The sequence below is a fragment of the Flavobacterium sp. CBA20B-1 genome, assembly GCF_028473145.1.
GTDB lineage: Bacteria > Bacteroidota > Bacteroidia > Flavobacteriales > Flavobacteriaceae > Flavobacterium.
Genome location: NZ_CP092370.1, coordinates 181,614 through 203,746, shown reverse-complemented (window position 1 = coordinate 203,746; position 22,133 = coordinate 181,614). Strand labels below are relative to the sequence as shown.

Genomic DNA, 22,133 nt, shown 5'->3' with positions numbered 1-22,133 from the left:
AAGATTAGCGAAAAGCGGTGGTAGCATTTCCGTCACGCACTTCTGGAGCTGGGGAAGGGAAGGCTAGACCATCGTATAAAAACGGGAAATATAAATGATGCATTTGAGGGTTTGGAAGCGTTGTTTAACATGGTATTAGAAGAACTACGCAGACGCCTGCTGCATATGGCGTTCATAAAGCCGGCAAGCTTTCAGAGATACAGCAGCCATTACGTGGTTATAATAAACAACGAATTTGAAATAGTGAATACATGCGAATCATTTGCAAAGCATTACAAAGCCGAATTGGAGGAGTTATCAGGAAAATCACTATTGCAATTGGTCGATTATGAAACCCGTACCTTATTACATGAAATTTGTAATACATCGGTGGCAGTAGCTCCCCCGCTGAAGCACATACATTTGTTTACCAATCAGTTTCTCTGTTCAGCGAGCCAGATGGCAGTAAACAATACCATCGCAATAAACCTGTACCAGTTTCATCTGCATAAAGAATATTTTAAAGCTAGCTATGAGATGACCCAGACAGAAACAGCCCGGCTGTTAGAAAACAAGCGGCACTATGAAATTATCGAAAAAATTAAGGATTATATTGACCAGCTCCCTTTAACCGTTCGGGTACGTATGGAAGAAGTAGTTAAAGAATTCGGTATAAACAGCAACCTAGTGCAGAAGCTGTTTAAAGAACAGTATAGTTGCAGTATTTACGAGTACCAGATATCTTTACGGATGGATAAGGCATACTACTTGATCTGCTATACCCAAAAATCGTTTAAGGAAATTGCAGCAGAAACAGGCTATCGCCAGTACAGTGACTTTGTAAAGTATTTTAAACAGTACTACAATATACTTCCGGGCGTACTGCGTGCACAAAGAAACCAGAAAAAAGTTTAAGTGTGTTACTATATCGGCAGTTTCCAGCTTTTACGTGTTACAATATTAGGAACACATTTTCTACACCACCGTTTTGCTTTTAAAAGCACGGGTTAAAAACGTTAAATACGGGCGATATGTATAACACTTCATTACTTTAACTTATTTCATTCAAAACAAAAACGACTGCCTCAAAGACAGTCGTTTCTTACATAAAATTAGTTTAACCAATCGGATTCCGTCTTACCTTTAAGGTAATAATCAAACCATTCTTTGGTTCTGCGGCTTACATCTATACGATTCTTAGTTTCATTGATGCTGTGTCCTTCGTTTTTGTAAAGTAATAATTGTACGTCTTTACCCAAACGCTTCATTGCGTTAAACATATAAAGACTCTGCTGCCAGTTGATCACGTAATCTTTATCGCCCGTGATGAGTAACAGCGGAGTGGAAATATTTTTCGCATGATGAACCGGTGAGTTTCTAAAATACAACTGCTGATCATCAAAAAAACTTTTGCCAAAACGCCATTGTTGTGTTTCGAATCTGAAAATATCAGGTCTGTAAAGGTCAAAACTGTAGGTGAGATACATACTTACGGCATCAGCAACTCCGGCACTAGAAACTGCTGCTTTAAACCTTGGCGTTTGCGTGATGACAAAATTGGTTTCATAACCTCCGAACGAGTGCCCATAGAGCCCCATTCTTTCTGTATCGAGTGGAAATACTTTTGTAAGGAAATCGACTGTTTCATTGATACACTTTAGGGCAGAGTTGCCCGTTTCTCCTATTTCGTAATAAATATCCGGTTCAATCACAAAATAATCATCTGCGGTGTACTCCCTGAAGTTGATATCGGTTACACTTAAATCTGTCGGTGCAACATACTTATTCTGTTTTTTAAACTTTTTTTCGTAGATAGCTACCACTACCGGATATTTTACAGCATCTTTTTCTCTATAGTTCTTTGGAAAGCGGACAATACCGCCCCTAATCTCAGATTTTTCGTTGTACCAATAAAAATGCTCCGATTTTACTTCGGCGGCTTTCTCATCCCAAGTATTACTTTGGTGCAACAATGTTTCTTTTCCTGCTTTAAGATCATAAACGTACAAAGCAGGTGGAACATTTACCTTTTCTTTTACATACATAAGAAAATCATTAAACCGTTTGATTTTTGAGTAATGCGCCTTATCCCAGACCAATGGAAGCTGTGTACCATCGTCTTTTAACAATTCAATCCCTTCAAACTCGTGCAGGCCCGCTGTCCATGTAACAACTAAATCGTTGTGCGATTTGGTAACAATTTCAAAGGGAGTAATGGATGACTGTTGCAGCTCGTGATTGCAATTACAGATGCTGTAATTCTTTTCGTCTTTTTTCCCACTGGTTTTACGGGTGATTGTTTTTAGTTGCCAATCGTAATACCATATATCTTGCTGATCGTTCACATAAAAGCCTTTATCTTTCCATTGCAACGGTGCGTTTAGTGATTGGGTTCCAGTTATTTTATAATACTCGTGTTGGTCACTGTAAAACTTCCCATCGGTATTTTCAGTTATGCCTACTCCGCTACCCTTTCTTTCGTCAAAATAATACCAATGATTATCTTTATAATAAACCAAATGAGGGAAGCCTTTGTATTGCATCAGGTTGGAACGATCCGAACTAAAATCACTAAAATAGCTAAAACTGTTTTTCTCAAAATTGTATTTATATAAACTAACGGGCGGGTTCAGCAGGGACGTATCATCGTGTTGCAATAGCTCATATCGGTACAGATTTCCGCTATGGTCAATTAGGTAACCCAACGCCTTTCCAGCTTGCATTAACGATGTTAAGTTGCCGGTTTTACCATTTAGTACCGCCAATTGGTTGGTATATTTTCTGTGCAAATCGACCGCTGCCGGAAAGCCCTTTTTAGTACCGTTCCATATCGTTACATTTGCGCTATTAGGGTCGGTGTTTTCCAATGGTTTTACTCCCACAACAATTTGATCGTTTGGAAGTACCATCAACGAACTGAACGAAGTATCGATTAGGAGCTGCTGCTGCTCATTTTTAATAGCATAACTTCCTATCTTATTCCATTTATTTGACAATCTGTACAGATGAACATGTGCGTCATCTACAAAAAACAGATAGGCATTTTTTCCAGCTGCATCCCATTTCACTTGCTTTAAATTAAATGAATTTATACCGATAGCATTGTATTTTACTACACTTCCCCTTTTTAGGTCTTTTACATATAATTGGTTGTTTTTTGTTTGATACAGTAATTTCTCAAGGTTGTTATCAAAACTATAAAATACTACATCGGTAATTGTTTCAGAGGAATCTGCTTGTATATTGAGGAGCGTAAGCTGCGATGTGTTTTTGTTACTATATAACACGGTAGAAAGCGGTGCTGAAATCTCCATTGCCGTAACCTGATGTATGGTATCTATTTTCTTAGTATTAAAATCGGCTACATACAGTTGTTTTTTACTGTAACTGTAAAAAATACCTTTTTGATCTGTTACCAGCATGCTGTTATCTACATTCTTTAAAACAAGCTTTTGGTGTGTATCTGTTTTATAAACCATACAGTTACTTTCGCTGTCGGTATCAGTAAAATAAACCATTGTTTTCCCCGATGCGGTAATAAAAGCGGGGCGTAAGGTTTCCGGTTCGTTGGTATTAGCCTGCCCCCATACGGGGCAGACCATATAAACCAACAAACAAATTAAATAATATAGAGCGGTTTTCATTGTTTCTTTTTTTAATAGCCGGTGTTCTGAGGCAGCAGGTTGGGGTTTAATAATAATTCGTTTTCAGGCAGTGGCCATACGCTTGCGTAGGGTTTCCAATTGGGTTTAACAGCCTGTAAATCCATCAAGCGGTCTGTGCGTTTTAAATCGTAAAAGCGGTGACCAAATTCACAAAAGAATGCTACCCGTCTTTCCTGAAGAATGGCATCCACTGCTTGATTTACCGATTGGATTTCAACAGCTTCTAGCCCCGCTTGGTTTCTTATCTGGTTTAAATAACCGTTGCATGCGTCCCAATCTTGTAAATGGGCTGTTGCTTCAGCGGCAATCAAGTACATTTCTTCTATACGCATCACTAGGGAATATTCCACCGCAGGACTGCTAAAACCCATTTTTTTGTATTTGTAGTTGTGCGCGTTCTGCTGGTCGTTGCCAATAAACTTTACCCAGTGTTCTTTTCGCAGGTCACCGGGTTCAAACATTTCTAAAAGCGACGTACTTAATTTAATGTTTGGCGCAGGAACAGCAAAAAAAGTATAGGTAAGTGCTTCGTAGGTATTCATACCGTTAATGGTTGGTTTCAATTGCCAAATAGCACTTTTACTTTCTTTGAGAAAAAGGCTGTTTATAGCAGAGAGTGTATAGTCTGCATTGTTTATAAGAGCTTCTGCATACTGCTGAGCCATTGGCCAGTTTTCCATATAGAGATATATTCGCGCCATAAAAGCTTGTACGACAGATTGGTTGATGCGTACCCGTTCTGCTGTGGGATAGGTTGGCAACAATAATTCTTCGGCATCTTTTAAATCGGTAAGGGCACGTTCCATTACCGCATTGACCGACAACTTGCCTATTTTTTGGTTTACCTTGTAGTCAACCGATGTCACATAAGGTACGTCTGCAAAAGTTTGTGCCAAATAAAAATGTAAAATTCCCCTAATAGCTAAGGCTTCGCCTTGTAGTTGTGTTTTGACAGATTCTGTAATTCCTGTGGACTGTTTGATACCTTCCAAAATATTGTTTACAGCATAAATCTGTGCATAGGTTTGGTTCCACAGGGCACTTACGCTTGAATTATTTGCCAATACGGCACCGTTGTAAAAATTCATGTAATCGGGAAAAGCAGGTGAGGTTACTTCCAACTCATCGGTGTAACAACCCAATAATACGGGTGCAGCACCGGCATTTCCAGATAAAAACCCGTTCTCTGTGAGTAAAACATAGGCATGATGCAGTGCCGCTTCGGCGGTACGGTCGTCGTTGAACGTTTTGGTTTGATCCACCATTTGTTTTGGTACTTCCACTTCTAAAAAGTCGTTGCAGGCTGCGGTGAGAAGCATTATGCCGCAGGATACCATATATATCGTTAATTTTTTCATGATTTAATATTTAAAAGTTAATGGTAACTCCAAAGGATATCGTTCTGAGCGCTGGAAGAAACCCCAAAGCGGTTTCGGGATCGCTGCCCCAGAACTTTGTAAAGGTTACCAGGTTCTGTCCCTGTAAAAACGTGTTAAAGGAAATACCTGCCAATTGGGGAATTTTCCACGCGTATTGGAGCTGTAGGGATTTCAAACGGATGTAGGAGCCATCTATAACTACCTGATCGCTGTTGGCAAAATTCTGGTATGCCCGGTATGCATCGGTATTTGCTGTTAACGATGGCTGTTGGTAGGAAGGCATTTCGCTACCCGAACCAAAATAACTGCCAGCACGTACGTTTTTATTTTCCATTTCACCCAATAAATTGCTGCGGAAATCGGGTGAAAACGCTTTTTGCTTTACAAACTGAAACAAGAAATCGAGACTCCAGTTTTTGTATTGAAAGGAATTGTGAATGCCACCGTAAAAACGCACCCCCACATCCATTGCTAGCGTGCGGTCGTTCAAATCGATTTTACCATCGTTGTTGGTATCTTCAAATTCAAAAAGCCCCGTTTCTGGGTTGATGCCCGTGTAGCGGTACATTTTACGGATGGTAACCGGTTTACCGATTTGGTATTGGTTGGCATAGGTTGATTGCTCTAAATTTGGAAAAGCAATGAGTTCGTTTCGGGGTATGGTAAGGTTCAAACGGGTGTTCCAAGACCATTTCTCTTTTTGCAGGTTGCTGCTGCGTAGGGTGAATTCCCAGCCCCGGTTTTCTACGGTTGCACCCAAGTTTGCCTGTACGCTTGGAAAACCTGTTGTTCCAGGCAATGGGATACCTACTAGCTGATTCGAGGATCGGTTTCGGTACCATGCAGCCGAAGCAGCCAACTTGCCGTTAAAGAACTCAAGTTCCAGTGCTGCTTCTAATTTTTTATTGGTTTCCCAACTAAAATCGGGATTGTATAATCGTAACGGTTCTAAGGTTACCTTGCCATCATAGGTGTACAAGCCCAAACCTAATGTGTTTAGGTACTGGTAGTCGCCAATGAGGTCATTACCTGCAATACCGTAGCTTGCACGTAGTTTTCCAAAACTTAGCCATGAATTATATTCCAATGCCTTTTCCCGGCTGAAGAGCCATGCGGCGCCCAAAGCACCGAAGTTGCCCCACTTTTTGTTGGAGCCAAACCTGCTGGAACCATCCCTGCGGGCGGTAGCGTTTAGGATGTACTTGTCTTTATGTGTATAGTTTACTCGGGCAAATAGCGCATGGTATCTGTAGCGTGTTTCTGCATCTTTAGTAACACGTTGGGTAGCGGCACTTTGAATGTTCCTAATGAAATCATTTGATAAGAAATTGCTTCCACTTAATCCCAATACATCTTGTGAACGTTCTTCGAAGGTACTTCCCAATAATACTTCTAACCGTGCATTATCATTACTGTACGAATAATTTAGCTTAGGTTCTACAATCCAGCTTTCTTTGTGAAGCGTAACCACATTTACAGAAGAGTTGGCACTGGTGTATTGCAATGAGGGATTCATCATGGTAGAAGGCATGGTACGAATCTCTTTACCCTGCGTGCGGGTAGCGCCACCAAGCAGGCTGAACCTTATATTCTTTGCAACTTCGTAAGACAGATTCAATTGTGCGATTAGATCGGATGTTTCGGAAAGGTATTGCGCGTTTAATTTTGCCAACGGGTTTTCAAAGGTGTTGTTTTCCCAATTGATAGTTCCTTGCTCATCGTACAAAGCTGGCGCATTGGGTGGTAGAAAAACCGCTGTTGTTAGATCGGTTGCCATGAGCTTGTTGTCCTGGTCGTTCTTTTGCACACTTCCCTGAAAATTAAACCTGCTGTCTTTGGACTGGTGGTTTACATTCAGCATAAAGTTGGTACGCCTGTACCCGAAATCTCCGGGATATACCGTACCATCTTTCCTATGGGTGGCACTAAAGAGGTAGCTGGTTTGTCCGGATCCCCCACCCACGGAGAACTGTGTGTTTTGTGATAGCGCTTTCCCGCCGATAAATTCTTTTTGCCAATCGGTGTAGCGATGCTGATCCCAGGTGCCGTTTATATCGTACGCATTTTCTGGATATTCAGCGATACCACTATTGGCAAAGGCATCACGGCGCATTTGCAGGTACTGCTGTGTGTGCATTAAATCCATATATTTAGAAACCGTGCTTACGGCAGTGTGAGACTGCAAGGAAAAGGTAGTCCGGTCGGTAGTACCTTTTTTGGTTGTGATCAGCACTACTCCATTGGAACCACGCGACCCGTAAATAGCTGTAGCATCGGCATCTTTCAACACTTCGATGCTTTCGATATCGTTGGGGTTTATGCTGTTTAATGGGCTCACATTCCCTAAAGGCATGATACCTGAGGACAATTCTTGGTCAGCGTTTGACTGCCCGGCATAGGGCACACCATCAACGATATACAGGGGCGCATTCCCCTCGGTGCGTAAACTGTTGCGCCCCCTTATCTGTATATCGAAGCCACCGCCAGGGGTACCGCTACTTTGCGTAATATTCACCCCTGCCATACGCCCTTGCATAGCGGCCAGTGGGTTGGCAATTGGTTGCTGACTGATTTCTTTACTTGTAATTTTAGCTATACTGCCTGTGCGTTCTTTGTCTTTTACGTTATAGTAACCGGCATTGATCACCAACTCTTCTAAGGTATCGTCGTCTGCTAAAAGTGTAAGGTTTAGCACCTTGCCTGTGACGCGAATGGTCTGGGTTTTGAAACCAAGGTATTCAAAACTAACATACGAATCACGTTGAACTTCTAAAGAATACCATCCTTCTTGATTGGTTTGGGTACCATTATCGGTATCGTTCTGCCACACGGTTACGCCTTCAAGGGGCATACCGTCGACACTTTTCACCACGCCGCTTAAAACTATTGTTTCTTGCGCGTGTAATTTGTTGCTGTTAAAAAAAAGTAGTAAGAGCAACACCCACATAAGGGGTACAGCAAGTGCTGCAAAAGTAAAATTTTTCATACTTTTGTAAGGTTAGTTAATAATTAATTGACTTTGATCCCTTCTGCGAAGCGCCAACTTGTGTTAGAGGGGATTTTTTTTATCCTGCTAGGTTTTGGAAACCTTGTAGGTTTATGTTTTAGTTTTTATCATCATTCTTTTATTTAAGTTTATTGGACTATTTGGGATATTAATCTCATTTAGTCGTAATATGAATCTTTTGGTTTTATTCTTCTTTATAACTAAAGAAGCAAAGTTTTTTTACTCTTACCTCATCCTTAAAACGGTCAATTTAAATTTTGAATCCTAAAGAATCGAATCGTAGCAAAGCTACCCGATTCTTTTACGTATTCTTCAATTAATTGACGCTCGTTTTAATTATAATGGCGCCCTAATTCGTGTTAATAGCTCTATCCGATCTGTCATGCTGCACTTCCGCTAAAGCGAGACAAGCATGTAGCATCGCATCTGGTTTTGTGTCTCCACAGAAAATAACTAAGAGCTTCGGCACATAACCGCCTTTCGGATTTTAACTACTTCATTCAACTAACTAACTATATTAATATTTATCTATTATGGTTTGAAAAGTGATTATGTGCTTTGCTCCTACCTTAGCAAACTACTTTTTTGTATTATGATTTGTTTTTAGTTGCAAGGATTTATTTTAACTGTTAGCTTACAGCTAGCGATTTTTAGTTTGTTTTAATTCATAATTTGTTTTTAAAAAAGTTATTCCGTTTTTCAATCAAAAATCGAATAGTTCTATCCATACTGTCATGCTGCGCTGGTCACTGAGCTCAGTCGAAGTGCAACATCGCATCCTACTTTACGTATAGTTTGTCATCTTGAACGGCATGCAATGGAGTGAAAGATCTCTTTCGATTCTGAATCTCCATTGTTCTTGCTAGATGCATTTCGATTTTTTCTGTACTTTTTAGAGACAAAAAGTACCAAAAGTCTTTTATTGCGGCGATCTTTTAATCGGTCGAAATTCACTTTTGAAGCTACCAGATCGCGGTTCGATAAACTCACCGACCATCTAATCTGTTTACGCTTCATTAAGTGTTTCGACGCTCGATCAAAACCTCATACCGCGTAGGTTACATTCAAGCTGGGTTTTCAATCAAAAATCCAGAAGTTCTATCTGATCTGTCATGCTGCACTTCCGCTAAAGCGAGACAAGCATGCAGCATCGCATCCGGTTTTGTGTCTCCACAGAAAATAACTAAGAGCTTCGGCACATAACCGCCTTTCGGATTTTAACTACTTCATTCAACTAACTAACTATATTAATATTTATCTATTATGGTTTGAAAAGTGATTATGTGCTTTGCTCCTACCTTAGCAAACTACTTTTTTGTATTATGATTTGTTTTTAGTTGCAAGGATTTATTTTAACTGTTAGCGTATAGCTCGCAATTTTTAGTTTGTTTTAATTCATAATTTGTTTTTTAAAAAAGTTATTCCGTTTTCAATCAAAAATCGAATAGTTCTATCCATACTGTCATGCTGCGCTGGTCACTGAGCTCAGTCGAAGTGCAGCATCGCATCCTATTTTGCGTTTAGTTTGTCATCTTGAACGGCATGCAATGGAGTGAAAGATCTCTTTCGATTCTGAATCTCCATTGTTCTTGCTAGATGCATTTCGGTTTTTTCTGTACTTTTTAGAGACAAAAAGTACCAAAAGTCTTTTATTGCGGCGATCTTTTAATCGGTCGAAATTCACTTTTGAAGCTACCAGATCGAAACGGTGCTTTGCACCCCGATCTGCTTTCGCTTCATGCAGCGTTTCGACACTCGATCAAAACCTCATACCGCGTAGGTTACATTCAAGCTGGGTTTTCAATCAAAAATCCAGAAGTTCTATCTGATCTGTCATGCTGCACTTCCGCTAAAGCGAGACAAGCATGCAACATCGCATCCTGACTTGCGTTTAGTTTGTCATCTTGAACGGCATGCAATGGAGTGAAAAATCTCTTTCGATTCTGAATCTCCATTGTTCTTGCTAGATGCATTTCGGTTTTTTCTGTACTTTTTAGAGACAAAAAGTACCAAAAGTCTTTTATTGCGGCGATCTTTTAATCGGTCGAAATTCACTTTTGAAGCTACCAGATCGAAACGGTGCTTTGCACCCCGATCTGCTTTCGCTTCATGCAGCGTTTCGACACTCGATCAAAACCTCATACCGCTTAGTTTATACTCCTATTCAGTTTTCAATCAAGAACCTATTGTTTACAAACCCGGATTTGAAATCGACATTATTTTTTCAGCGAGTGTCAACTCTATAAAAAAAATAGTTAAATCAAATACTCTTCTTCTTTGATCGCACCAAAGAAGCAAAGTGCTTTTATCGCGGTCAAGCTTTTAGCGGTCAAAACTTAATACCGTCAGCTAAAAGTCCATCTGTGATTTTATGCAAAACTGAATAGTTGAACAATTGTATTTTATCATGTAAAAAGCATTTTTGCAAATGGTGTTTTCGCCGTTTGTTTTTAATTTATTATCTTTAACTGTTTTTACTTTATAAAACCACGATTTTGCCATTTTAAATTTTCTGTATTTTCTGACTTAATTGAAAAATTTAGAATAAATTTCTGTTTTTGAACGTTTTTTCCGAAAATGTGTTTTATGCACTATCCATGCTTTATCCATACAGTATCTATTTAGTATCCTCGCTGTTGGTAAACCGAAAATTTTTCGGTTTTCACTTTTGGTAAAATGACTTAAAATCGACTTCTTTTTTCTTGCACTTTTAGACTAAAATGCGATTTGAATTATTCTTGATTAGAAAATCTGGTTTCAATAAAATCAATATTTCTTCTTTGACGCACCAAAGAAGCAAAGTGCTTTTATTGCGGTCAAGCTTTTAGGCGGTCAAAATTTGGTTTGTTGTCTAGCGCATCGGAACGATCGCTTTGCGACCCGATGTGCTTAACGCCAACTTCACCTTTTTGACACTCGCCAAAATCTTAATACCGCTGGTTTAAAGTCTATATTTGTTTTTAATTAAAAATCTAATAACACAATTCACTTGATTATGCTGCACTTCCGATAAAGCGAGACAAACCATGCAGCACGCATTATATTTTGCGTCTAGCTTTGTCATCTTGAACATTTGAGATTAAGAGGAGAAGCGTAAACTTTTGTGATATAATAGGTCGCTAGACCTATGTCGATTCTAAATCTCCATTGTTCGTGGCTAATATTTCGATTTTTTCTTCTTTACTACCACAATTATTTTTACAGCTTGGACGCCGTGAACCTTACGGTTTGATTTACCATATACAAAATGAACTATGAAATTTAAGTTTAAAGGTTAAACGACCACAAAAAATAATATCTTTTAAATATTAGTGCCTGTACACAGCACCATAACCGGCAAAAGGTTGAGTAAAAAGCATATAAAAAGGCGTGAAACTCAACAAATCTGCTTTTGAGGTACTGGTATACCTTACGTACAGATAAGAGAGCTCACGCCATGGTCGTGAGCTAATCTACTTATCATCTCGTACGCTAAAAATTACCAGTTTTCAAAAGCGAGATTCTAAGCAATAGCTTTAAATATTTTTAATAAAGTATCGCAAAATTACACGTTCAGTGTAATTATATCAACAAATATAAATAAAAAATTTGTTTGTAGGTTAAAAAACCTACATTTTTTTTTACAATTATGAAGAAATTGTCTTAATTAATTTTTTAAGATGATGGATAGAGATAATTTCCAGATTTTATTTGGAAAAAAAATAGAACAATTAAGAATCGAAAAAGCTTTAAGTTACCGACAATTAGCACAGAGATGTTCTGTCGATCATAGTAATATAAGTAAAATTGAAAAAGGAGAAATAAATATTAGACTTTCAACAATTTTAGAACTGGCAATTGGATTACAAAAAATGCCTAAAGAATTACTAGATATAGATTTTGATTTTGAAAAGTATTATAAAGAGCTTGATAAAATTTAAATTAAATGATTTAGTGTAATATCAATTTTTTCGCTAATTATATAACTCTATTTTTTAATAACTTAGATTCAACTAATAAATGCAACCGCATAAAAAAAACAGGGGGAACATTTTAGCCCCGCGGGGCTAAAATGTTCCCCCTGTTGGCGAAAAAACACCTTACTTTGTGGTTCCGACACTACAAAATAAAGATGGGACATTTAACGCTTGAACAAAGATACAAAATTGAAACTTACCACAGCTTAGGTAAACGAATTATTGAAATTGCCGACTATATCGGGAGAGACAAATCGGTTGTTTCTAGAGAAATCAAGAGAAATTCTGATGGCAGAAACGGAATTTATAAAGCCAGTTTAGCACATCGAAAAGCCCAAAAAAGGCATCAAATCAAGCCTAAAAAACTTACATTCACTCCAGAGGTTATAAGCAATGTAAAACAGTATTTAGAGCAAGATTTCAGTCCGGAGCAAATGGTAGGAAGAGCCGTTTTAGAAGGAAAAAAAATGGTTTCTCACGAACGTATTTATCAGTATATCTGGAAAGATAAGCGAGCCGGTGGCAACCTATACAAACATTTGAGAACCAAAGGTAAAAAATACCGCAAAAGAGCTAGTTCAAAAGACAATAGAGGATTGATAGCCAATAGGGTAGATATCAGCAAACGACCGCAAATTGTGGAGAAAAAAGAACGATTTGGAGATCTAGAAATAGATTTAGTTATTGGTAAAGATCATAAAGGTGCACTATTAACTATTAACGACCGTGCCACAGGATTACTTTTTATGGGAAAAATTGACAGCAAAGAAGCAAAAGCCGTAGAAACCAAAACAATAGAACTTTTAAAAGACTGGAAACCTTTATTATACACCATTACATCAGACAATGGAAAGGAATTTGCCAACCACGAGCAACTCTCAGAAAAGCTCGCTATTGATTACTTTTTTGCAAAGCCATATCATAGTTGGGAAAGAGGTGCTAATGAAAATTTAAATGGTTTAGTAAGACAATATTTTCCCAAAAGTTCTAACTTTGAATCGATAACCCAAGATCAAATTAATAGAGTTATTAATATTTTAAACAACAGACCACGAAAAAGATTTGGTTTCAAAACGCCTAACGAAGTTTTTGCTCTAAAAATGAACGAAAATAGACGAGTTGCATTTAAAACTTGAATCCACGTAATGTATCCGTGTACCAAGTAATTATTAATGATTCTTTTTTAACTTAACGGGCAAACAAATTTTAAATTAATTAGCAGATTATTGCTGTGCCATTTATTAATTTATCTTTGTTAATTACAAAAGAGGAAGAAAACCTGAAATAGAAAGTCTTCTCCTAAAGATAGAGAAAACATGCGAAAATCAATCCAAAAAATTCGCTACTTCCTCATAAGACAGTCCGGTGTACAAACAAAATTCGCTCACCGAAATATAAGCATTCTGCGGTTTATTAAACATTTTGCGTACTGCATTTATAATACGGATACTTTGCCGGTAACTTTTCCCGGTGATCCGTTGGATATCTTTAGGATAAATGCACAATCTTTTTTCCTGTTTTTTCATAATAATTTTTTTAAAAGTTGAATGACTGGGTGAACGCAATCACATTTAAGCTTTGGAACAGTAAATTACAGAAATCTTTTCCATATCTTTTTTGTAGTTTATCTGGACTCATTCGTGTAATTATGTGTGTGTTTGAAGATTGAATTAACCTCATCTCTATTAGTTCCCTTACTATTTCAATTTTGCTGTCGCTGTAGCTTAAAATGGGTTCTAAACCTAAATCGTCGAAGCAGTAATACGTTTTATATGAACGATATTTTTCTATGGTATTTTTTCCAAAAAGTTTGCAATAAGCTGCAACTTCTCTACTGCTGCGTATTATATATTGGTGTTGCGGTTGAAAAAAAGGTTTGATTAAATGCATCAGGCTGGTTTTTCCACTATTTTGTGCTCCGATTATTAGCAATCCTTTTTGTGTATCAATGCTGTAAAATTTTGACTCTTCGCTGTTTTGCGAAGCGTAGGCTAGTAGTCTGTAAAGTGGCTGCATTTGTGATTTATGAATGGTGTAACTGCTTCCATATAGATTTCGCGCTTGCTGCTGCAGATACTGAATGCATTTAAAATAGTTAAAATGTCGGTTACCATTTTTGATTTCGAAGGTGTCGGTTAGCTCCATAAGTTCTCGTATTTATTTTGCTAAATACGGGTATATGATTTTGTCACTTTCCCAACTTGGGAGAAAAAAAATTGGATGAGGGCGCGTACCAGAGATGCATGGCTTATGAATTGTTGAACTTTTGAATTGGTGATGTGATGGTATGTTAATCTGTGTTTTGTTTGATTTTTTACCGAGGATGTACAGATGAAGAAAAAACGATCTCTTTCAAATCTCATTCTCCATTGTTAGTAATTGATGCATTTCGGTTTTTTCTTCTTTTAAAACTAAAAGAAGCAAAAGTTTCTTTGATCTTGCCGTGGCTCACAAACGGTTACCTTTTCGCTTTTAAAGCTATTTCATCGAAACCATCGCTACGCTCGCCGATGTGATTACGCTTCCGCTTAAGCGAGACAGGTTATGCAGCGAGGCAACGTTCGTTTTCTTGCCAATGGCGCTTAGATTGTCCTTATTAGGCTATTTGGTTTGATTTAAAAATTCAATAATTTTATTCTGTTTTTTATGTTTAACAACGTGGTAGATTTCTTTCGAATCTCATTCTCCATTGTTTATAATTGATGCATTTCGGTTTTCTTCTTTTAAAGCTAAAAGAAGAAAAAGTTTCTTTAATCTTGCCGTGGCTCGCAAACGGTTACCTGTTCGCTTTTACGGCTATCCCATTGAAACCATTGCTGCGCTCGCCGATGTGATTACGCTTCCGCTTAAGCGAGACAGGTTATGCAGCGAGGCAACCTTCGTTTTCTTGCCAATGGCGCTTAGATTGTCCTAATTAGGCTATTTGGTTTCATTTAAAAATTCAATAATTTTATTATGTTTTTTATGTTGAAACAGCGTGGTAGATTTCTTTCGAATCTCATTCTCCATTGTTCGTAATTGATGCATTTCGGTTTTCTTCTTTTAAAGCTAAAAGAAGAAAAAGTTTCTTTGATCTTGCCTCATCCTTAAAACGGTCAATTTAAATTTTAAATCCTAAAGAATCGAAACGTAGCAAAGCTACCCGATTCTTTTATGAATTCTTCCATTAATTGGAAACTTCCCGAAATGTGTGGAACAGTTTTTTTTAATTATAATGGGAATCTCTATTTCTGCTGCTTTCTAGTCCATTCGCTATCAAAATTGAACAGCTGTTTGCGAAATATAAAATCTTTAGCGTAAATGTTGCCGCTCGGTATATTCTATTTATAAGGTGAAAGAATATCTGTAAATAACAACTTTAGTTATAGAAAACGAACCCTTTATTGACAAATACTACCAAGTACTGCCAAATGGAGCAATACTTTCAAATGCAGCTATTTTTATTTTCAACTTTGCTGCAGGTAATCCTACAAAAGTTGCAACGAAAGGAACCAAAAACATTTTTATTCATTTTAAAAAAATTAAAAATTATGGCTTCACAAGACGGCATTTTTAAGATTAAGGGGACACTGGGTGGTGTTACCTTTTACAAGACCAAAGACGGGCATCTGGCACGCGAGAAAGGCGGGATTGACAAAAAACGTATGGCAAAAGATCCGGCATTTAAGCGTACCCGTGAAAACGGCAATGAATTTGGCAGAGCCGGGACTTACGGCAAGTATCTGCGGAGTGCTTTCAGACCGATGTTGAACAATACGTCGGACAAACGTGTGGTAAGCAGGCTGGTTAAGGATCTGATGACGATTATTAAAACCGACACGGTTAATGCCCGTGGCGAGCGCACTCCGCTTGAAGGGGATTTTGAACTGTTGCGCGGATTCGATTTTAACAGCAACGGCCTTTTGAGCAATACACTTTACGCACCTTACAACGCTTCTATTGATCGTGTTTCTGGAGCAGTGAGTGTGGAACTGCCGGAACTGGTTCCCGACCAGATGATCAACGCTCCGACCGGAACCACTCACTTTAAGATTGTAACAGGTGCTTCGGAAGTAGATTTTCAAGCTGGAAACTCGTTAACGGTTTATGAAGGAACAGCAGAAATTCCGTGGGACAATACCCTATTACCGCCCTTAGCGCTGGATTTGAGCGTTACACCGGCAAGCTCCCTACCATTGGTACTGCTTTTAGGCGTGGAATTTTATCAGGAAATCAACGGCGTTTTCTACATGCTGAATAACGGTTCGTTCAACGCGTTGGCAATAGTTAACCTTAACAAGCAGTAATATGCTGGTGCTTCAACGTGTTTATTTGGCTACTGCCACACATGGCGCGCTTACACTAAACGGAAAGCACATTGCACATACCATAGAATTGCCCTGGCGGGAAAACAAAAAAAGTATCTCGTGCATACCGGAAGGAACCTATGTGTTGAGACGCAGGTATTCTGAAAAATTCAAATGGCATTATGTGTTATTGGATGTTCCCAAACGCAGCTGCATACTGATACACCCAGCGAACAATGCGCAAAAGGAACTTCAAGGGTGTATTGCTCCAGTTAGCAGATTTGTAGCTGAAGGGACAGGCATGGAATCGCGCAAGGCGATGCAGAAACTTACGGATGTGTTGGAACCTTACCGAAAAAACGGTTCTATTACCTTATGTATAATCTCTAATACCTTAGAAAATGGAAAATAATAATGTAGTGGAGCGTGCGCTGGCACCGACTCCGAAATTCTTTAAAACTTTGCGTACCATAGGATTGGTTCTTGCAGCAGTAGCTGGTACTATTTTAACAGCACCTATCGGATTACCGGTAGCCGTGGTAAATATCGCCGGATACCTTGCTGTTGCAGGAGGCGTTTTGTCTGCCGTATCACAAATCACTGTTGACGACACAAAAGCTCCGTTTAAAAAAGACAGCAATGACTGAAGGCAGAAACTGGTTTATGGGTGGGATGCTGCTCTCTTGTTCGTACAGCCTACTTCAGGCAGATGTATTTAAGACGGTTGCGCTGGCGATTATAGGCACGCTGACGAGCTACCTATTTGGCAAACTGCTAGCGCTCGCAGCCAATTGGTTGCGTAAGAAAAAGTAATACTAATTTAAAAGGGATTGTCTTGAAAGAGGCAATCCTTTTTTTTTAAAAGCGATTTTATTCAGATCCGGAAATAATTATGACCGTAGTAAGTTTACATAATCGTATTTTATCCAAAAGGGTATGTAATTATTCTTTAAATACAAACACATTAACATGAAACCCTGATGCCATTTATTGACTTCGATTATACGGGAATAGCGTTTTACAATATACCTATAAAAATGCTAGGTGTGTTTTTACTGAATAATGTATATTGTATAATGCATATTGTTTATCCGGGTGCTATAGTTTGTTTGGTACGACACGTGAATCATTTAATCTATGGTTCAATGGTTTAAAGTTTAATATGTTTGAACTGTATAGCGTTCCAATATATATTGAATTGTTGAACTCAGGAATTAGTGAATTTTTTGGGAGGGAAGTTCAAGGTTAGATACCACATCCTCCCTTAATCCCCTTCAAAGGGAGGTTTTGAGTAAAAATGCTATTTCAATTTTACAAAATACAGCATTACATTATACGTTTAAAAAACACATCCCCTTTGATGCCCCAGAAAAAAGTACAGTTCACAATATAATGAATATTGGTTTTGCTGTAATTATTTACTGGTTATGTTGTGTTTTTTTGATAACTTTACTATTTAACAACAACAACGATTTATTAAAAAATTAAACAAATTCAAAACATGAAAAAAATTATTTTTTGTAAAACCGCCTTTTTTTTTACAACTGCTCTTTTTTTTGGCAGTATTGAAAAAACCAATGCCTGCACCCGCGTAGTTTATAAAGGGAGTAATCAAACCGTTATCACAGCCCGATCAATGGATTGGAAAGACGAAATCGATGCAAATCTTTGGATATTTCCTCGCGGTATGGAGCGATCTGGAAATGTAGGAAAAAGTTCTGTAACATGGAGTTCAAAATACGGTAGCGTAATTACAAGCGCATGGGATATTGCAACAACAGACGGAATTAATGAAAAAGGACTTGTAGCAAATGTGCTTTGGCTTGTAGAAAGCCAATACCCAAAATTCGACCCTAAGGCATCAAAACCAGGTCTTACCATTTCTGCATGGGCACAATATGTTTTAGACAATTATGCTACGGTTAAAGAAGCTGTGAATGATTTGGAAAAAGAATCATTTGTGGTCGTTTCTGACTTTATACCAGGAACCGATAAGTTCACTACCCTGCATCTATCAATCTCTGATGCTTCTGGCGACAACGCCATCTTTGAATATATTGGCGGTAAGCTTAAGATACATCACGACCCTTCATACACCGTTATGACCAATTCCCCGGTGTTTGATGAGCAACTAGCAATTAGTAAGTATTGGCAAAGTATTCCAGGCACCATAATGCTTCCGGGTACAAACCGAGCGGCCGATCGTTTTGCACGCGCAGCCTATTACATCAAGGCAATACCGCAAAATGCAGATACCCAAACATCGGTTGCAAGTGTATTCAGCGTTATACGCAACTGTTCTGTGCCATTAGGAATTTCATCAGAAACCGAACCCAACATATCCTCTACGCGCTGGCGATCGGTTGCAGATCATAAAAACTTGGTTTATTATTTTGAGACGGTGAAAACACCTAATACTTTTTGGGTGGACCTTAAAAAAATAGATTTTAGTAAAAAAGGTGCTGTGAAAAGATTGAGCGTAAGTAAAAATGAAACCTATTCAGGAGAAGCATCTAAAAATTTTGCAGACAGCAAACCTTTTCACTTTTTAGGTTTGTAAACCGTAAATTATACATTTGGCTGTTTTAATATTTGCAGACAACAACTATTGAAACAGCCTTTTTTATGTTACTTTTAACGACTATTAAACAACCACGTGTAAGCTTGTATGTTCAGAATTATACCATTCTTTTTTTATTTAATTTTTGGGCTCTTTTCTGTCACTTGTGCGGGGCAAGTAACAAATGACTCTTTAACAATTACTGTTACACCCTATGTTGGGCTTCGATCACAAATAGCTGCTTTTAACAAGCAGTTGGAAATTCAAGACAACGCATCAAGATTTGGCACGGAGTTAAGCATTAAAAAAGGATCTATTGCATTTATTGCTGGTACAGAAATTCAGTTAAACATGTTTAAAGGAGGTTCAAACTTCAATGCAGACGCAAACCTTTCTGGTGAATTCTTAACCATTCAGTTAGAACAGCCGCAGCAAGTTTTTGGAAATCGTTTGGGATATTTGGGGATTGATCTGGGATCTTACGGAAAAATCACCATTGGCAAACAGTGGAGTGTCTACAGAGATGTAACATCTTACACTGATCAGTTCAACGTTTTTGGTGCTAAAGCGTCAGCTACATTTGTTGCAGGTACAGATGGCGGTGCAAACGGAACCGGCAGAGCCGACCAGTCGTTGATTTACAGAAACAAAATCGGTCGTTTCCATATAGGCACTCAGCTACAGTTAAGAGGCGTAAACAACAACAAATATATCGATGGATTTGGAATATCGGCTCAAGTTAAGCTTAGCAACACCATCCTTTTAGGCTCTGCCTACAACAGGGCTTTTATAAGTGCTAATCTACTAAACAGCAAAACCGTTTTGGGGCTTAACGGTCACCCAACCTATTTGGCGGTTGCAGCTAAATATCAAAAAACAAACTTTACTTTTAGTGCGGTAGCTATTTTGCAGAACAATGGTGATTTTACAGAAGGCTTTTTAAAAAATGATTCTGAAACAGAAAATACTCTTCCCTCTGTTGTGTTTAATGCAAAAGGATTTGAACTTTTTTCAAAATACCAATTCCAAAAAATTGCGCTTCTTGCAGGATACAATCTTTACCTTCCTTCCATATCCAGACAATTACCAATAGCAACAAAATTTAAAAGAAACGACATTATTGCCGGCATGTCTTATCAACCTTTAAAATATATTCAGATCAATTGTGAACAGAGGTTATCATTTGGTAAAACTGCCTTTGGTGCAAAAGAACCTAGTGTATTTACAATAGGTATGAAACTTGATATTTCCGACTCCTTTATTAGAAAGATCATTATGTGAGCAGGATTAATTTAGAATTTATTAAATGTCTCTACTGATGAATTTGTTATAAAGGAAAAAAGTGATACCGATAGAAAGTGATACAATATCTATCCTAATGCTTAAAACATAGAACTTACAACAATACAATATACGATTTTATTTAGGTATTTCGCTTTTGGTATCATTTAATCAAGTAATAAAACAAAAAAACGACCGATTTGCATCGGTCATTTTTGTTTATTTTGAAAATACTTCTTTTATTTTTTTAGCAATGCGTTGGCGTTCTTCATCTGTTAAGTTAGATCCTGACGGTAAGCATAAGCCGTCATCAAACAACTTTTCGGATACATTTGTTCCGTAATACGGCGCATTGGCAAAAATAGGTTGTAAATGCATCGGTTTCCAAAGTGTAAGATTGGATATACTAATTTAATTTGGACTTAAAATCATTATTTTAGGTTATAACCACAAAAACAGTGATTTATTATTAGTTTTTAGGGTTATAAGCATAAAAGTTTGACACTATCCCTTTAACCTCATCGCCTAAACAACTATATCCTTTAGTCTTGATCACCACATTACTTAACCACTCGATCGCCCTGTCCTTTACCGCCAACGGTAGCAAAGATGTATTTAAAATAATCTACAATCGTTAAACTTTTGATCATTTCAGCATCTTTAATTGCCAACTCTTTAGGGGTAGACATATCAATTTCGTTGATTTGTGCCAAACCAGTAATTCCTGGAACAACCTTGTAAACGCCACGGCTGTCGCGTTCTTCAATTAATTCTGTTTGGTTGAATAGGTTTGGGCGTGGTCCCACTAAACTCATATCGCCAAAAAGCACATTGAACAATTGCGGTAACTCATCTAATTTAGATTTGCGCAAAAAACTACCAAATTTGGTAATTTCTGCCGTATTCGCCAAGTGCGTAGCTACCGATTGTGCCTTTACATTCATGGTTCTGAATTTATACAAGGTAAACGGCTTTTTATTTTTACCCACACGTTCTTGTTTAAAAACCGGCGATCCAGTATCAAACAAACCTATAATATATAATACCAACATGATTGGTAATAAAAACAATATTCCGAAGAATGAAAACAAGAAATCGAACAATCTGATCATAATTATTTTTTAAAACTTTGAATGGTTTTCACCAAACCATCTTCAGCAGACAAAGGTAATTTATATATGTTTAAAGCTGTTTTTATTTTTTTGTTAGAAACCACATAACTTTCCGTCAGTTTTTTTAAACGCTCAGAATTTAATGGTAATTTCAGCTTATCTCCTATTTGAGCCACGCCTTTTATAAAGTTGCCAGATATATTCCACAAATTCGTTTTTCTGCCTGATGCTTTACCAATAATTTTAATCAGTTGGTTTGTTGAAATAGCTTCATCATCAGCAAAATTATAAATACCAGACTCAACTTCTTTATTTTGCAACATAGTCAAAACAAGAAATGAAAGGTTATCAATACTTAAAAAAGAACGTTGATTTTCAAAAGCTGCCAATGGCCACGGAATGCCTTTATGTACAACTTTGTATAACAAATTCAAATTTCCTTTATTTCCCGGCCCATGTATCATACACGGGCGTATAATAAACAAACGCTTGCTTGCTGGCAGTTTTTGGTTCAATAGATAGGTTTCGGCTTCCAATTTTGACTGTCCGTAAGGTGTAACTGCTTTAGGCATAATATCTTCATACAAAACACCCTCAACCGTATCTGCAACCGCCTTTACCGAACTAAAAAAGAAAAAATCTTTACTATCTGACTTTAGAAATTCCTTGAACAGTTCAATCGTTAAATCGCGGTTCACTTTAAAATATTCATCAGCCGATGAAGTATTTGCAGTATCATGGGCTTTGCCAGCCAAATGAATAATGGCTGTTACATGTTTATTGATATGGTTTTTCCAATCGGTTGCTCGCAACGACAAATCTTGTACTTCAATATCTTGTTTATTAAGATATGCGGTTAGGTTTTTGCCTACGAAGCCCGATGAACCTGTGATGATTGTTTTCATGAT

The 22,133-nt window shown here is 37.8% G+C and carries 16 protein-coding genes and 1 pseudogene; 9 read left to right on the top strand and 8 right to left on the bottom strand.

The features are described from left to right. Positions 1 to 129: 129 nt before the first annotated feature. Positions 130 to 894: a helix-turn-helix domain-containing protein gene (locus MG290_RS00940; protein WP_264562065.1), complete on the top strand. Its 765-nt coding sequence runs from the start codon at positions 130 to 132 to the stop codon at positions 892 to 894. Positions 895 to 1,091: 197 nt separating this feature from the next. Here the strand turns inward: MG290_RS00940 and MG290_RS00935 are convergent, their stop codons facing one another. The 4 genes from MG290_RS00935 to MG290_RS00920 all read right to left on the bottom strand — a co-directional run bounded on the left by MG290_RS00935 (position 1,092) and on the right by MG290_RS00920 (position 9,047). Continuing rightward, positions 1,092 to 3,623, bottom strand: a complete 2,532-nt coding sequence (locus tag MG290_RS00935) for an alpha/beta hydrolase family protein (protein WP_264562064.1) — start codon at positions 3,621 to 3,623, stop codon at positions 1,092 to 1,094. Between the two features lie 11 nt (positions 3,624 to 3,634). Next, a complete protein-coding gene (locus tag MG290_RS00930; protein WP_264562063.1) occupies positions 3,635 to 5,002 on the bottom strand; it encodes a RagB/SusD family nutrient uptake outer membrane protein in 1,368 nt (455 codons plus the stop codon). A 10-nt stretch (positions 5,003 to 5,012) separates the two neighbouring features. Further along, entirely contained in the window at positions 5,013 to 8,009 is a 2,997-nt protein-coding gene (locus tag MG290_RS00925; RefSeq protein WP_264562062.1) for a SusC/RagA family TonB-linked outer membrane protein, read from the bottom strand. 819 nt (positions 8,010 to 8,828) lie between these two features. Then, positions 8,829 to 9,047 (bottom strand): hypothetical protein, encoded by a 219-nt coding sequence (locus MG290_RS00920; RefSeq protein WP_264562061.1) that lies wholly within the window; start codon positions 9,045 to 9,047, stop codon positions 8,829 to 8,831. 2,642 nt (positions 9,048 to 11,689) lie between these two features. Between MG290_RS00920 and MG290_RS00915 the strand changes: the two genes are divergently transcribed. After that, entirely contained in the window at positions 11,690 to 11,950 is a 261-nt protein-coding gene (locus tag MG290_RS00915; protein WP_264562060.1) for a helix-turn-helix domain-containing protein, read from the top strand. Between the two features lie 191 nt (positions 11,951 to 12,141). Then, positions 12,142 to 13,122: an IS30 family transposase gene (locus tag MG290_RS00910; protein ID WP_264561096.1), complete on the top strand. Its 981-nt coding sequence runs from the start codon at positions 12,142 to 12,144 to the stop codon at positions 13,120 to 13,122. A 400-nt stretch (positions 13,123 to 13,522) separates the two neighbouring features. Here the strand turns inward: MG290_RS00910 and MG290_RS00905 are convergent, their stop codons facing one another. Further along, positions 13,523 to 14,131 carry a hypothetical protein gene (locus tag MG290_RS00905; protein ID WP_264562059.1) on the bottom strand — a complete coding sequence of 203 codons (609 nt, stop codon included), beginning with the start codon at positions 14,129 to 14,131 and terminating at the stop codon, positions 13,523 to 13,525. Positions 14,132 to 15,414: 1,283 nt separating this feature from the next. On the opposite strand from MG290_RS00905, the gene MG290_RS00900 reads away from it, so the two are divergent. From MG290_RS00900 to MG290_RS00875, 6 genes are all read left to right on the top strand, one after another. After that, positions 15,415 to 16,272, top strand: coding sequence for a hypothetical protein (locus MG290_RS00900; protein WP_336297987.1), 858 nt, complete (start codon positions 15,415 to 15,417; stop codon positions 16,270 to 16,272). 1 nt (position 16,273) lies between these two features. Continuing rightward, a complete protein-coding gene (locus MG290_RS00895; protein WP_264562058.1) occupies positions 16,274 to 16,684 on the top strand; it encodes a DUF5675 family protein in 411 nt (136 codons plus the stop codon). Next, positions 16,674 to 16,919: a hypothetical protein gene (locus tag MG290_RS00890; RefSeq protein ID WP_264562057.1), complete on the top strand. Its 246-nt coding sequence runs from the start codon at positions 16,674 to 16,676 to the stop codon at positions 16,917 to 16,919. Before MG290_RS00895 ends, MG290_RS00890 begins: the two co-directional genes overlap by 11 nt. Next, positions 16,912 to 17,085: a hypothetical protein gene (locus MG290_RS00885; RefSeq protein ID WP_264562056.1), complete on the top strand. Its 174-nt coding sequence runs from the start codon at positions 16,912 to 16,914 to the stop codon at positions 17,083 to 17,085. The genes MG290_RS00890 and MG290_RS00885 overlap by 8 nt, the downstream gene beginning before the upstream one ends. 688 nt (positions 17,086 to 17,773) lie before the next feature. Beyond that, complete coding sequence (locus tag MG290_RS00880; RefSeq protein WP_264562055.1) at positions 17,774 to 18,832, top strand: linear amide C-N hydrolase; 1,059 nt, start codon at positions 17,774 to 17,776, stop codon at positions 18,830 to 18,832. Positions 18,833 to 18,940: 108 nt separating this feature from the next. Continuing rightward, positions 18,941 to 20,113, top strand: coding sequence for a porin (locus MG290_RS00875; protein WP_264562054.1), 1,173 nt, complete (start codon positions 18,941 to 18,943; stop codon positions 20,111 to 20,113). Positions 20,114 to 20,332: 219 nt separating this feature from the next. On the opposite strand, the pseudogene MG290_RS00870 reads toward MG290_RS00875, so the two are convergent. The 3 genes and pseudogenes from MG290_RS00870 to MG290_RS00860 all read right to left on the bottom strand — a co-directional run. Continuing rightward, positions 20,333 to 20,509, bottom strand: a pseudogene (locus MG290_RS00870) (DegT/DnrJ/EryC1/StrS family aminotransferase); the annotation flags it as partial. Positions 20,510 to 20,673: 164 nt separating this feature from the next. Further along, positions 20,674 to 21,225, bottom strand: a complete 552-nt coding sequence (locus MG290_RS00865) for a sugar transferase (protein ID WP_264562053.1) — start codon at positions 21,223 to 21,225, stop codon at positions 20,674 to 20,676. Between the two features lie 2 nt (positions 21,226 to 21,227). After that, complete coding sequence (locus MG290_RS00860; protein ID WP_264562052.1) at positions 21,228 to 22,130, bottom strand: NAD-dependent epimerase/dehydratase family protein; 903 nt, start codon at positions 22,128 to 22,130, stop codon at positions 21,228 to 21,230. Between the last annotated feature and the right edge of the window lie 3 nt (positions 22,131 to 22,133).